Below are 12,096 nucleotides of genomic sequence, written 5' to 3' on the forward strand. Positions count from 1 at the left end.
GAGATAGCAGTGGCGCTCCCGCGTTGACCGGGGAGCGCCACTGTCCTTTTCGGACTCGTATTCGCAAGGGAGTACCGGCAGTGTTCCCGTCCCACCGTCCCCGTCGCCTGCGCACCACCCCGGCGTTGCGCCGCCTGGTCGCCGAGACCACCGTGCGCCCGCAGCACCTGGTGCTGCCCATGTTCGTCAAGGAGGGCGCGGCCGAACCGAACGCGATCCGCTCCATGCCCGGGGTGTACCAGCACTCCATGGACTCGCTGCGCAAAGCCGCGGTGGAGGCGGTGCAGGCCGGGGTCGGCGGCATCATGCTCTTCGGCGTGCCCACGACCAAGGACGCCACCGGCTCCGGCGGGGTGGATCCGGACGGCATCCTCAACGTCGCGCTGCGGGAGCTGCGCAGCGAACTCGGCGACGCCACCGTGCTCATGTCGGACTGCTGCCTGGACGAGTTCACCGACCACGGCCACTGCGGCGTGCTCGCCCCGGACGGTTCGGTGGACAACGACGCCACCCTGACCCTCTACGGCGAGATGGCGATCGCCCAGGCCAAGGCCGGGGCGCACCTGGTCGGGCCCAGCGGCATGATGGACGGCCAGGTCGGCTTCATCCGCGAGGCGCTCGACGCCGCCGGGCTCACCGACACCGGCATCCTGGCCTACACCGTCAAGTACGCCTCCGCGCTCTTCGGCCCGTTCCGCGAGGCGGTGGAGTCCCAGCTGGTCGGCGACCGCAAGACTTACCAGCAGGACCCGGCCAACCTGCGCGAGTCCCTGCGCGAACTGGCCCTGGACCTGGCCGAGGGCGCCGACCTGGTCATGGTCAAGCCCGCGCTGCCCTACCTGGACGTGCTCAGCGAGGTCGCCAAGAACAGCGATGTGCCGGTCGCGGCCTACCAGATCTCCGGTGAGTACGCGATGGTCGAGGCGGCCGCGGCCAACGGCTGGATCGACCGGGACCGCACCGTGCTGGAGACCCTCACCTCGATCCGGCGGGCCGGCGCGGACATCGTGCTGACCTACTGGGCCACCGAGGCCGCGCAGTGGCTGGACCGCGGATGACCGAGGTGCTCATCCCGCCTCGCCAGCTGCTGCTGTCCCGGCGGCTCTGGATCGCCAGCTGTGTGGCCGGGCTGGTCGCGGTGATCTTCCGGCTCGCCGATCGGCGCGGGCTCAACGACATGCTCGGCCAGCTCGCTCCGCAGCTCACCCTCGGTCAGGTCGACGGCGCGGTGAACCTCGCGGTGGTCATGACGGTGGCCCTCCGGCTCGGCGTCATCGCGCTGTTCTGGTGGCTGTCCACCCGGACCGTGCAGGGCGTGGAATGGGCCCGCGTGGTGCTCACCGTGCTCGGCGGGATGAGCGTGGGCCTCGGCCTGCTCGGGGTGCTCGGACTGGTGGCCGGCTCGGCCTCGGCGGTGGTGGCTCAGCTCGGGATCATCCAGGTCACGCTGTCCGTGGTGGTCTTCGGACTGGACGTGGCCGCGCTGGCGATGATGTTCCACCCGAACTCCAGGGCCTACTTCATCGGCGTGCGCAGGACCCGACCAGGTAACACACCGGCATAGCCGTTGGACAGTGTCGGTGGTCGGCCCTAGCGTGAGCGCGTGAGCAACCCGTACGACCCCAGCCAGGGTCAACCGCAGTACCCCCAGCAGCCGGGGTACCCGTCCACTCCGCAGGGCTTCCCGCAGCAGCAGCCGGGCTACGGCCAGCCGCCGCAGCCCGGTTACGGCCAGCCCCAGTACGGGCAGCCGCAGTACGGCCAGCAGCCCGGTGGCCAGTACCTGCCGCCCGGCATGCCTGGCGGCGGTGGCCCGGTGGCCCGCCCGCAGCAGGTCGAGCTGGCCTTCTGGATCTGGATCGCCGGCGCCGTGGTCAGCGTGATCGGCTCGGTGCTCGGCTTCATCGGGGCTCGTCAGCAGATCGCCTCGATCATGGAGAGCCAGCGCACGGTGAACGCCGATCTGCCGCCGGAACTCCAGCAGCGGATCCAGCAGACCGCGGAATCGATCGGCGGCACGGCCCTCATCGTCGGGCTCGTCTTCGGCATCATCATGGCCGGCCTGTTCGTGATGTTCAGCGTCTTCATGCGCAACGGCCGGAACTGGGCGCGGGTCGTGCTGACCGTGCTCGGCGGTATCGGCATCGTGGGCGGGCTGTTCAGCCTGGCCGGCGCCGGTTTCCTGGCCAGCCTGCCCGCTGATGGGCCGATCCCGGCCGCCGGGATGACCTCGGTCGGCACCTACCTGGGCTACCTGCCGCCGCTGTGCGCGATCGCGGGCATCGTGTTCATGTTCCACCGCAACGCCAACTACTACTTCAAGCAGAGCTGATGGCGGCTGGGATCCCGCACCCGGCCTCGATCAGGGTCGCGGTGGGCCTCTGGCTGGCCACCGCGACCTTCGGCGTGCTGAACACGATCTTCTACTGGACCCAGTACGACACCGTGCGGGACGCGCTGGTCCGGGAGAAGGTGCCGGAGGCGGAGAAGGTCGCCACGACCCTGCTCACCTTCCACAGCACCACGATGGTGTTCTTCGGCATCCTCTACGTGGCCTTCGGGCTGCTGCTGCGGCAGGGCCGGAACTGGGCGCGGGTGGCGCTGACCGTCACCGCCGTGCTGCACCTCATCTTCACCCTGCGCCAAGGCCTGACCGCGGAGGGCTTGCTGATCGCGGTCCTGCTCGCCGGGGCGTTGCTCACCTCCTGGTGGCGGACCAGCACCGACTGGCTGCTGGCGGTGAAGACCGCGCGGTGATCCAGCCCGACGAACCGGCCCCGGTCCTCTTCGCCGAGCCAGGCTCCAGCTACTGGCCGGTGCTCTGGGGACCGGGGTTCGCCGCGGTCGCGCTGGGGGTGGAACTGCTCACCGGCGGCCGGGTGAACTGGGCGGCCTGGCTGCTCGTCGGCGGCGGATTCGCGGTCGCCGCGCTGGTCTGGACCCAGGCCAGGCGGCGGCTGTGCTCGGTCTCGCTGACCCCGTACCACCTGCGCTGCGGCCGCGAGCTGCTCGCGGTCGAGCAGGTGGCTGAGGTCGGCGAGGTGGGCGTGCCGGCAGGCGCCAGGGTGCTCGGCGGCGGGTGGAGCGCGCCCAAGGGCTGCCACGAACTGCCGGTGCGGCTGACCGACGGCTCGGTGCTGCTGGCCTGGGCCCGGGATGCCGAGGGGCTGCGTGACGCACTGCGACGGCGGTTGGACGCGCGGTCGTGAGAAGCTGTCCGGCGTGAGTTCTCCCGAGATCGCGAGCCAGCCGCAGGCCGCGCCCGTCCAGCCCCGGCTGCACCAGCCCTGGCGGGCGCTGATCGTGCTGGGAGAACTCCTGCTCGCGGTGCTGCTGGTGCTGGGCGCGCTCTGGGCCTGGCAGCGCGGCCTGGTGCCGATGACCCTGCCCAACGCCAAGCCCGGCGGGCCGCCGTACGAGCTGACCAGGTACGTCGGCCCCTGGCTCGGGCTGTCCGCGCTGCTGGGCATGCTCGCCCTGGTGGCCGTGCTGGACGCGATCCGGCAGCTGATGCTGGCCCTGCGCGCCGGTGGCCGCCGCCGCGCCTGAGCGCGGGATTACCGCCGGTTTGTAATAGCCACGTCACAGAAGGCCGGAATCAGGGTATTCCCCTGATCCGGCTATGAACTGTGTGGATAGGGTGGCGAAATGTCACCACGTCCACGACGCCGTAGGTGGATCATTGTCGGCGTCGTCGCTCTGATCGTTGTTGCCGGTGGCGGATACCTGGGGTACCGCATGCTGTCGCCGACCTCGGCCGCCGAGCGCGGTCCATCGGGTCCGCCGACGGCCACCGTCAGCCGGGGTTCGGTCGTCGACAGTGTGTCGGCGGCGGCGAGCCTGCGCGCGTCCCGGTCGGCCAACGTCGACTTCGGCACCAGCGCCATCGTGAACAAGGTCTTCGTCAAGCTCGGCGACAAGGTCAGCAAGAGCCAGAAGCTGGCCACCGTGGACGACCGGCAGGCCAAGGCGCAGCTGGACGCGGCCAAGGCCCAGTTGGAGTCGGCCAAGGCCGCGGTGACCGCGGCCAAGGAGGCCAAGCAGCCGACCACCGGGCCCAACGCCCAGGTCAAGCAGGCTGAGCTGCAGGTGGAGACGGCCCAGGACGCCGTGCGCTCCACCATCATCTACGCCCCGTTCGCCGGCACCGTCACCGCGATGAACGGCGCGGTCGGCCAGCGCTCCGGCGGTGGCGGCACCTCCGCGGGCAACACCGGCGGCGGCTCGGGGTCCGGTGCGGGCTCGGGTGGCCAGGGTGGTTCCGGCGGCGGCCGTGGCGGGCCCAGCGGCATCCCGGACGTCCCGTCGGTGCCCAACCAGAGTTCCTCCGGCAGCGGCTTCCTGACCGTCACCGACCTCACCGGCTACCAGATCGCGGCCACCTTCTCCGAGATCGACATCGTCAAGGTCAAGGTCGGCCAGGCCGCCCAGGTCGCGGTGAACGCGTTGGGCGGCAAGAAGTTCCCGGCCAAGGTGGTGCAGGTCGACCTGATGCCGGCCAGCTCCTCCGGCGTGGTCCAGTACGGCGTGCTGCTGGAGCTGGACGAGACCTCCGCCGAACTCAAGCCCGGTCAGTCGGCCAACGTGGTGGTCACCACCGCCAAGGCGGACTCGGTGCTGCAGGTGCCCTCCGGCGCGGTGCAGACCGTGGACGGCAAGAGCACGGTCACCGTGATGGCCAACGGCCAGCCCAAGCCGACCCCGGTGCAGCTGGGCGTGCGCAGCGACCACATCATCGAGATCACCTCCGGTCTGCGCGAGGGCGATGTGGTGCTGCTGGGCGACTCCGGTGGCCCCGGCCGCTTCCCCGAGGGCGGGTTCCCCGGCAAGTCCGCGCCGGTGCGGGTGGCCCGGTGACCCAGCCCGCGCCCGGGATCCGCCCGGTCATCGAGCTGCGCGGGGTGCGCAAGACCTACGGCAAGGGCGAGGCCACCGTGCACGCGCTGGCCGGGGTCGACCTCATCGTGCCCACCGGTGACTACGTGGCGATCATGGGCGCCTCCGGCTCCGGCAAGTCCACGCTGCTCAACATCGTGGGCTGCCTGGACCCGGCCACCGAGGGCGAGTACTTCCTGGACGGCGTGAACGTGGCCGAGCAGAAGCCAAGGCAGCTGGCCAAGGTGCGCAACCACAAGATCGGGTTCGTGTTCCAGTCGTTCAACCTGATCCCCCGGTTCAACGCACTGTCCAATGTGGAGCTGCCGATGAGTTACGCGGGGCTGCGCAAGAGCGAACGCCGCCGCCGGGCGTTGTCCGCGCTGGCCACGGTCGGCCTGGCCGACCGGGTCAAGCACCTGCCGACCGAGCTGTCCGGCGGTCAGCAGCAGCGGGTGGCCATCGCCCGCGCGCTGGTCACCGAACCGGCGCTGCTGCTCGCCGACGAGCCGACCGGCAACCTGGACTCCAAGAGCACCGCCGAGGTGCTGGCGATCCTGGACAACCTCAACGCGGCAGGCCGGACGATCGTGGTCATCACGCACGAGCGCGATGTGGCCGAGCACGCCCGCCGGGTGCTGCACATGGTGGACGGGAAGATCGTGCACGAGGAACACAACAACTCGGCCCGGCACGCGGTGGGGGTGGCCCGATGAGACTGGGCGAGGTCCTCTTCTCCGCGGTGCGCGGCCTGCTGGCCAACAAGCTCCGCTCCATCCTGACCACCCTGGGCATTCTCATCGGGGTGGCCTCGGTGATCGCGATCGTGGCGGTCGGCCAGGGCGCCTCCAACATGATCATGAACAGCATCAACAGCCTGGGCGCGCACACGTTGAGCGTCTACCAGCGCTACTCCGAAGCCGGCCCCGGCCGGCCGCTGACCCTGGATGACGCCGAGGCGCTGGCCGCGCCCGAACTGGCCGACAAGATCAAGGCCGTGGTGCCGGGGGTGTGGACCTCGGGCTCGGTCAACGACGGGGTGCGCACCAAGGACCAGGCCCAGGTGCTGGGCACCCACCCGGACTACTTCCAGCTCAACAACGCCCTGCTGGCCAAGGGCACCTACTTCAGCAAGGCCGACGTCACCGAGTCCCGCAAGGTCATCGTGATGGGCGGCAAGCTGGCCAAGGAACTGTTCAACGGCGCCGATCCGGTCAACCGCCAGGTGATCATCAGCGGCATGCAGTTCGTCGTGGTCGGCGTGCTGGAGGAAGCCGGTGAGGGTGGCCGCGGCCGCTCCACCGACGAGATGCTGGCCATGCCGCTGTCCACCCTGCAGAACACCCTGACCGGGCCGAAGCAGCCGCTGAGCCAGTTCATGGTGCAGGCGCACTCGGTGGAGAAGATGGACGCGGCCAGGGCCGCGATCAACCAGGTGCTGCGCGCCAAGCACCGGATCGACGCGGACAAGCCAGCCGACTTCGAGGTGAGCGACCCGCGCGAGCTGACCCGCAGCAGCAGGCAGATCGACACGGTGCTGACCTACCTGATCCTGGCGATCGGCGGCATCGCGCTGCTCATCGGCGGGGTCGGCATCACCAACATCATGCTGGTCACGGTCACCGAACGGACCCGCGAGATCGGCATCCGCAAGGCCATCGGCGCCACCAGGGGCGCCATCATGGGCCAGTTCCTGGCCGAGGCCACCATGCTGAGCATGTTCGGCGGATTCCTGGGCGTGGTGGTCGGCGTCATCGCCGGGCAGTTCAGCATTCGCGGCCTGCAATTGGTCGTGGTGCCGGAGTCGGTATTGCTGGCATTCGCGGTGTCGGCATTGATCGGCCTGTTCTTCGGTGCGCTTCCAGCCAACCGGGCCAGTAAATTGCATCCGATCCAGGCTTTGCGCCACGAGTGACATTCCGTGACTCCAGGCCCTGGTAGTCACCCACAGTAGTGGAGTGATTACCGGGGCCTGGCGTTCATGAAAGCTCGGTGCCACCATGGCGGACATGGCCGGAGCATTCGAGTGGCATCCCCCCGAGGTCCGGGAGAAGAACGGCTGGGTCTCGAAGTACGCCGAGCGCTCCCAGCTGCGCCGCGACCTGTCGGAGCCCCTGCCGCCGACCCCGCCCGACCTCCAGTTCCACACCTACCCGACCACGATCAGCGACACCCTCGCCCTGCTGCCGCCCGGCCTCGCCTCCAAGTTCCGCCAGGAGATGCTTGAGGTCCCATTCCATCGGCTGGCGGATCTCGCCGCTGAATGGGGAGAAACCGCGGTAATCCTGCATGACACCTCGACCCAGGAAATCCTGGAAGCGATCGAGGACGGCGACGACGACACCGTCGCGTCAAGGATGAATCCCGCGCCGGAATGGTTCGAAGAGGGCGTCACGCCCGAAGACAGGGGGCAATGGTCATGGCTGGCTACCGAGTCGAGTACGAAGAACGAGCCCGGAAAACCCTAGAGATGCTGAGTGCCCCGCGTCGTGAGCAGATCCGGGGCGCCATCTCGGTGTGGGCGCAGAATCCGCCGCCGTCCGGGAACCACACCAAACACCGGATCGAGGTTCCGAGCGGGAACGCGTTCGCCCGGGTGGAGCACCGGACCGAATCGGTCCACGTCATCGTGATCATGGCGGTCGAGTGCTGACAGCCCCCACGACACCACCCGACCGGGGGTTGCGACACTGGACAAGTGACGTCGACGCCAGTGAGCAAACGCAGTGACGAAGCCTCCGTCGCCACCTCCCGCGCGCTATTCGACCGGGCGGCCAAGGCCACGCCGGGCGGGGTGAACTCGCCGGTCCGGGCCTTCCAGTCGGTGGGCGGCACGCCGCGGTTCATGGTGTCCGGCCAGGGCGCCTACCTCACCGACGCTGACGGCTTCGAGTATGTCGACCTGGTGTCCTCCTGGGGGCCGATGATCCTCGGACACGCGCATCCCGCGGTGGTCGAAGCCGTGCGCACCGCCGCGACCAGCGGGTTGTCCTTCGGGACGCCGACCGAGGGTGAGATCGAGCTGGCCGAGGAGATCATCTCCAGGGTGGCGCCGGTGCAGCAGGTGCGGCTGGTCAACTCCGGCACCGAGGCCACCATGAGCGCGATCCGGCTGGCCCGCGGGTTCACCGGGCGGCGCAAGGTGGTCAAGTTCGCCGGGTGCTACCACGGGCACGTGGACGCGCTGCTGGCCGAGGCCGGGTCCGGGGTGGCCACGCTGGGCCTGCCCACCACACCGGGCGTCACCGGGGCCACCGCCGAGGACACCCTGGTGCTGCCCTACAACGACGTCGACGCGGTGCGGACCGTCTTCGCGACGCACGGCGCGGACATCGCCTGTGTGATCACCGAGGCAGCCGCGGGCAACATGGGCGCGATCGCGCCGGAGCCGGGCTTCAACGCGCTGCTCAAACAGCTGTGCACGGCCAACGGCGCGTTGCTGGTGATGGACGAGGTGATGACCGGGTTCCGGGTCTCCGCGGCAGGCTGGTTCGGCCTGGAGGGGGTCGCGGGCGATCTCTACACCTTCGGCAAGGTCATGTCCGGCGGGCTGCCCGCGGCGGCCTTCGGCGGGCGCGCGGACGTAATGGCGAAGCTGGCCCCGGCCGGTCCCGTCTACCAGGCGGGCACGCTCTCCGGTAACCCGGTCGCGGTCGCGGCGGGCCTGGCCACGCTGCGCAACGCCACCGCCGAGGTCTACACCGCGCTGGACACCAACGCGCGCAAGCTCGGCTCGCTGCTGGGCGACGCGCTCACCGCCGAGGGCGTGCCGCACCGGGTGCAGTACGCGGGCAACCTGGTCAGCGTGTTCTTCACCGAGGACCCGGTCCGCGACTACGCGGGCGCCAAGGCGGCCCAGACCTGGCGGTTCGCCCCGTTCTTCCACGAGCTGCTGGCTCGTGGCGTGTACGCCCCGCCCAGCGCCTTCGAGGCGTGGTTCGTCTCCGCGGCACTGGATGACGCGGCCTTCGAGCGGATCACCGAGGCCCTGCCGCACGCGGCGGCGGCCGCGGCGGCAGCCAAGGAGAACTCGTGACACGCACCGTGGTCCACCTGCTCCGGCACGGCGAGGTCTACAACCCCAACGGCATCCTCTACGGCCGCCTGCCCGGGTTCCGGCTCTCCGGCGCGGGGCAGCAGCAGGCCAAGCTGGTCGCCGAGTACCTCAACGAGCGGGACATCACGCACGTGGTCGCCTCGCCGCTGGAACGCGCGCAGCAGACCGCCCGGCCGCTGGCCGACTCGCATCAGCTGGAGGTCGCGGTGGACGACCGGCTGATCGAGTCCAGCAACAAGTTCGAGGGCCTCAAGGTCTCCGTCGGCGACGGCGCGCTGCGCTCACCGCGGCACTGGCCCAAGCTGTACAACCCGCTCCGCCCGTCCTGGGGCGAGGCGTACCTGCACATCGCGCACCGGATGCTCGGCGCGGTGCACCGGGCCAGGGTGGCCGCGGCCGGGCACGAGGCGGTCTGCGTGTCCCACCAGCTGCCGATCTGGACCGTGCGCCGGTTCCTGGAGGGCCGCCGGATGTGGCACGACCCGCGTCGCCGCCAGTGCTCGCTGGCCTCGCTGACCAGCCTGGTCTTCCAGGACGAGGAGCTGGTCCGGATCGCCTACAGCGAACCGGTCGGCCGCACCGATCCCCGGGTGACCGGGGCATGAGGCGGCTGCTCCCTGCCGTGCTCGCGGCCCTGGTGCTCACCGGGTGCGCCACCGGCACCGACGCGGTGGTGGCCGGCGGCGGCGAGTTCCAGTTCGTCGCCCCCGGCGGTCAGTCCCGGATCCGGTACGAGCCCGCGCAGCGGCAGAAGGCGCCCGAGATCAGCGGGGACAGCCTGCTGGAGCAGGGCAAGACGCTCAAGGTCTCGGACTTCGGCGGCAAGGTCGTGGTGCTCAACCTGTGGGGCAGCTGGTGCGCGCCCTGCCGGGACGAGGTGGACGATCTGGAGCGGGTCTACGAGCAGACCAAGGACTCCGGCGTGCAGTTCCTCGGCATCGACGTGCGGGATGAGATCCGCAGCGCCCCGGCCGATTTCGTGCGCGACCACAAGCAGACCTACCCGTCGATCTACGACCCGCCGGGCCGGTCGCTGCTGGGCCTGCGCGGCTACCCGCGCAACGCGGTCCCGTCCACCCTGGTGCTGGACCGCCAGCACCGGGTGGCCGCGGTGTTCCTGAGCAAGCTCACTGACAGCGAACTGCTGCCGGTGGTGAAGGAAATTTCCCAGGAGAAGTAGACACAGCGGAGAAGTCCGCTAATTCGGCAGCAGTCGCAGCTGCCGGAGCAGGGCCAGTGGGTCCGCCGGCGGCTGCGACTTGGCCAGGATGGCGTCGGTCATCGCCTTGCGGCCGATCAGGTTGAACTCCCGGCCGAGGGTGCGCATGATCGAGTCCTGGCTGGGCCGGAAGATGCCGCGTTCCTGGTAGCGCCCGCCCTCGATGACCCCGATCACGCCGCCGTCCGGGGTCGGCTGGCCGATCAGCGCATGCCATTTCACCTGTTGCTCGCGCATCTGCGCCTCGGTCAGCACCGAGGCGTTCGGCTCGGCCAGCTCCGGGCCGGTGTAGGGGTCGCCGGGGGAGAAGTACTCGTCGGCCAGCCCGCCCATGGAGTGGCCCAGCTCGTGGATGGCGATCTGCCCGGCCTGCGGGTTGCCGCCGGCCGCGGTGGCCACCGGACCGCCCGCGCCGCCGTACTTGGCGGTGTTGCCCAGCGCGATCACCTGGTCGGCCTGCGGGGCGAGCGCGGCGTACTGCTGGGCCGCGCCCTCGTTCACGCAGAGCAGCCGCTCGGTCGTGCTGCGGCCCTGGCACCAGAAGCCCATGTCCAGCGCGGTCTCCTTGAGCGCGCCCTGGGCCGGGTCGTGGTCCACGCCGGAGTCGGTGGACACCACGTCCACCCGCCACACGTTGAGGTGCCCGGTCAGCGACTTGAACGGCTCCACCTGGGCCAGCTCGGCCCACTTCTCCCGCACATGCTGCTCGTAGGCGGGTAAGTCGGCCATGGTGTAGCCGTCGCCGACGAAAACCAGGTCGAAGCGCTGGTCAGACGGGCCGGTGTTATGCACGATGCCGATCTGGGCCAGGATCTCGTCGGCCACATCGGGCTGGTTCGGCGCGACCGGGACCCGGACCTTGCTGATGGTCCCGTCCGGGGAGAAGACCTCGCGAAGCTCGAACTGCCGCGGGGCGGCGGCCACCGGCTGGGTCAGCGAGAGCAGGAGGGCAGCAGTGGAAAGCGCGCCGGCGAGTGCGGCGAGAGGGCGAAGCACGGGTAGACGCTAGGTGCCCTGGGCCGCCGGAACCAGACTCCGTTTGTCCCAACTGGACAGTGTGTCAAGGGTCATGTGGGAACCCGCCGGAGTGAACCGCCGCAGCCATGGTCGGACCCTGGCGAGCAGGTCCTCGTTCGGCTTACGTACTCTGGCTACTCGTGGACCCCGCCACTCAGCTCGCCATCTCGGGGCCGCTCTTCCTCGCGGCCCTCGTGGCTGTGCTCGCCGGGACGCTGTCCTTCGCCTCCCCGTGCGTGGTGCCGCTGGTCCCCGGATACCTCTCCTACCTCGCCGGACTCGTCGGCGCCGACCAGCCGCCGATCAACGCCGACGAGGCCGCCGAGGCCCGCCGCGGCCGCTGGCGGGTGGCCGGCGCGGCGCTGCTGTTCGTGGCCGGGTTCACCGTGGTCTTCGCCATCGGCATGCTCGGCGTGCTCGGCCTGGCCGACGCGCTGATCGAGAACGGCCCGCTGCTGCAACGCGTCGGCGGGGTGGTCACCATCTTCATGGGCCTGGTCTTCATGGGCCTGGTGCCGATGCTGCAACGCGATGTGCGCTCGCACCACGTGCCGCGGCTGGGCCTGGCCGGCGCGCCGGTGCTGGGCGCGTTGTTCGGACTGGGCTGGGTGCCGTGCATGGGCCCGATGCTCACCGGCGTGGTCACCGTGGCCGCGGGCACCGGCGGCGGCAGCCTGCGCGGGATCGTGCTGATCCTGGCCTACTGCCTCGGCCTCGGCCTGCCGTTCCTGGTGCTCGCGCTCGGCGCGCGCTGGGCGGTGCGGGCCACCGGCTGGCTGCGCAGGCACACCCGCGGCGTGCAGCTCTTCGGCGGCGGGATGCTCGTGCTGGTGGGCGTGCTGCTGGTCACCGGGCTGTGGGGGCAGCTGGTGTCCTGGATCCAGATCAGCCTTGTCGCCGACTTCACCCTGCCGTTGTGAGCGAAGAG

Annotated in this window: 16 protein-coding genes; 15 read left to right on the forward strand and 1 reads right to left on the reverse strand. The window is 70.3% G+C overall.

The window, feature by feature from the left end:
* Positions 1–80: 80 nt before the first annotated feature.
* The 14 genes from hemB (at position 81) to MZC64_RS02595 (ending at position 10,112) form a co-directional block, all read left to right on the forward strand.
* A complete protein-coding gene (gene hemB, locus MZC64_RS02530; protein ID WP_247755460.1) occupies positions 81–1,058 on the forward strand; it encodes a porphobilinogen synthase in 978 nt (325 codons plus the stop codon).
* Positions 1,055–1,564, forward strand: a complete 510-nt coding sequence (locus MZC64_RS02535; RefSeq protein ID WP_247755461.1) for a hypothetical protein — start codon at positions 1,055–1,057, stop codon at positions 1,562–1,564. Before hemB ends, MZC64_RS02535 begins: the two co-directional genes overlap by 4 nt.
* 39 nt (positions 1,565–1,603) lie before the next feature.
* Positions 1,604–2,332, forward strand: coding sequence for a hypothetical protein (locus MZC64_RS02540; RefSeq protein ID WP_247755462.1), 729 nt, complete (start codon positions 1,604–1,606; stop codon positions 2,330–2,332).
* On the forward strand, positions 2,332–2,757 hold the full coding sequence (locus MZC64_RS02545) for a hypothetical protein (protein ID WP_247755463.1): 426 nt from the start codon (positions 2,332–2,334) through the stop codon (positions 2,755–2,757). The genes MZC64_RS02540 and MZC64_RS02545 overlap by 1 nt, the downstream gene beginning before the upstream one ends.
* Positions 2,754–3,209 (forward strand): hypothetical protein, encoded by a 456-nt coding sequence (locus MZC64_RS02550; RefSeq protein WP_247755464.1) that lies wholly within the window; start codon positions 2,754–2,756, stop codon positions 3,207–3,209. The genes MZC64_RS02545 and MZC64_RS02550 overlap by 4 nt, the downstream gene beginning before the upstream one ends.
* Positions 3,210–3,222: 13 nt before the next feature.
* A complete protein-coding gene (locus MZC64_RS02555) occupies positions 3,223–3,549 on the forward strand; it encodes a hypothetical protein (RefSeq protein WP_247755465.1) in 327 nt (108 codons plus the stop codon).
* Positions 3,550–3,738: 189 nt separating this feature from the next.
* Positions 3,739–4,857 carry an efflux RND transporter periplasmic adaptor subunit gene (locus MZC64_RS02560; protein ID WP_247755466.1) on the forward strand — a complete coding sequence of 373 codons (1,119 nt, stop codon included), beginning with the start codon at positions 3,739–3,741 and terminating at the stop codon, positions 4,855–4,857.
* Between the two features lie 17 nt (positions 4,858–4,874).
* The gene (locus MZC64_RS02565) at positions 4,875–5,591 is read left to right on the forward strand and encodes an ABC transporter ATP-binding protein (protein ID WP_247756221.1); all 717 of its coding nucleotides are present in this window, start codon (positions 4,875–4,877) and stop codon (positions 5,589–5,591) included.
* The gene (locus tag MZC64_RS02570) at positions 5,588–6,790 is read left to right on the forward strand and encodes an ABC transporter permease (RefSeq protein WP_247755467.1); all 1,203 of its coding nucleotides are present in this window, start codon (positions 5,588–5,590) and stop codon (positions 6,788–6,790) included. The genes MZC64_RS02565 and MZC64_RS02570 overlap by 4 nt, the downstream gene beginning before the upstream one ends.
* A gap of 94 nt (positions 6,791–6,884) precedes the next feature.
* A complete protein-coding gene (locus tag MZC64_RS02575) occupies positions 6,885–7,343 on the forward strand; it encodes a hypothetical protein (protein ID WP_247755468.1) in 459 nt (152 codons plus the stop codon).
* A 2-nt stretch (positions 7,344–7,345) separates the two neighbouring features.
* Positions 7,346–7,528 carry a hypothetical protein gene (locus MZC64_RS02580; RefSeq protein WP_247755469.1) on the forward strand — a complete coding sequence of 61 codons (183 nt, stop codon included), beginning with the start codon at positions 7,346–7,348 and terminating at the stop codon, positions 7,526–7,528.
* A 45-nt stretch (positions 7,529–7,573) separates the two neighbouring features.
* The gene (hemL, locus tag MZC64_RS02585) at positions 7,574–8,911 is read left to right on the forward strand and encodes a glutamate-1-semialdehyde 2,1-aminomutase (protein ID WP_247797656.1); all 1,338 of its coding nucleotides are present in this window, start codon (positions 7,574–7,576) and stop codon (positions 8,909–8,911) included.
* Positions 8,908–9,537, forward strand: coding sequence for a histidine phosphatase family protein (locus tag MZC64_RS02590; protein WP_247755471.1), 630 nt, complete (start codon positions 8,908–8,910; stop codon positions 9,535–9,537). The genes hemL and MZC64_RS02590 overlap by 4 nt, the downstream gene beginning before the upstream one ends.
* Positions 9,534–10,112, forward strand: coding sequence for a TlpA disulfide reductase family protein (locus MZC64_RS02595; RefSeq protein ID WP_247755472.1), 579 nt, complete (start codon positions 9,534–9,536; stop codon positions 10,110–10,112). Before MZC64_RS02590 ends, MZC64_RS02595 begins: the two co-directional genes overlap by 4 nt.
* An 18-nt stretch (positions 10,113–10,130) precedes the next feature.
* On the opposite strand, the gene MZC64_RS02600 is transcribed toward MZC64_RS02595, so the two are convergent.
* Positions 10,131–11,147: a M64 family metallopeptidase gene (locus tag MZC64_RS02600; RefSeq protein WP_247755473.1), complete on the reverse strand. Its 1,017-nt coding sequence runs from the start codon at positions 11,145–11,147 to the stop codon at positions 10,131–10,133.
* A gap of 161 nt (positions 11,148–11,308) precedes the next feature.
* Between MZC64_RS02600 and MZC64_RS02605 the strand changes: the two genes are divergently transcribed.
* On the forward strand, positions 11,309–12,088 hold the full coding sequence (locus MZC64_RS02605) for a cytochrome c biogenesis CcdA family protein (RefSeq protein WP_247755474.1): 780 nt from the start codon (positions 11,309–11,311) through the stop codon (positions 12,086–12,088).
* Positions 12,089–12,096: the final 8 nt, after the last annotated feature.

Source organism: Crossiella sp. S99.2, assembly GCF_023094165.1.
In the GTDB taxonomy this organism is placed as follows: Bacteria; Actinomycetota; Actinomycetes; order Mycobacteriales; family Pseudonocardiaceae; genus Crossiella.

Coding starts and splice junctions, on each gene's coding strand:
- MZC64_RS02575 (WP_247755468.1), top strand. CDS start 6,885: ATGGCCGGAGCATTCGAGTGGCATCCCCCCGAGGTCCGGGAGAAGAAC.
- MZC64_RS02595 (WP_247755472.1), top strand. CDS start 9,534: ATGAGGCGGCTGCTCCCTGCCGTGCTCGCGGCCCTGGTGCTCACCGGG.
- MZC64_RS02570 (WP_247755467.1), top strand. CDS start 5,588: ATGAGACTGGGCGAGGTCCTCTTCTCCGCGGTGCGCGGCCTGCTGGCC.
- MZC64_RS02560 (WP_247755466.1), top strand. CDS start 3,739: ATGCTGTCGCCGACCTCGGCCGCCGAGCGCGGTCCATCGGGTCCGCCG.
- MZC64_RS02535 (WP_247755461.1), top strand. CDS start 1,055: ATGACCGAGGTGCTCATCCCGCCTCGCCAGCTGCTGCTGTCCCGGCGG.
- MZC64_RS02545 (WP_247755463.1), top strand. CDS start 2,332: ATGGCGGCTGGGATCCCGCACCCGGCCTCGATCAGGGTCGCGGTGGGC.
- MZC64_RS02580 (WP_247755469.1), top strand. CDS start 7,346: ATGCTGAGTGCCCCGCGTCGTGAGCAGATCCGGGGCGCCATCTCGGTG.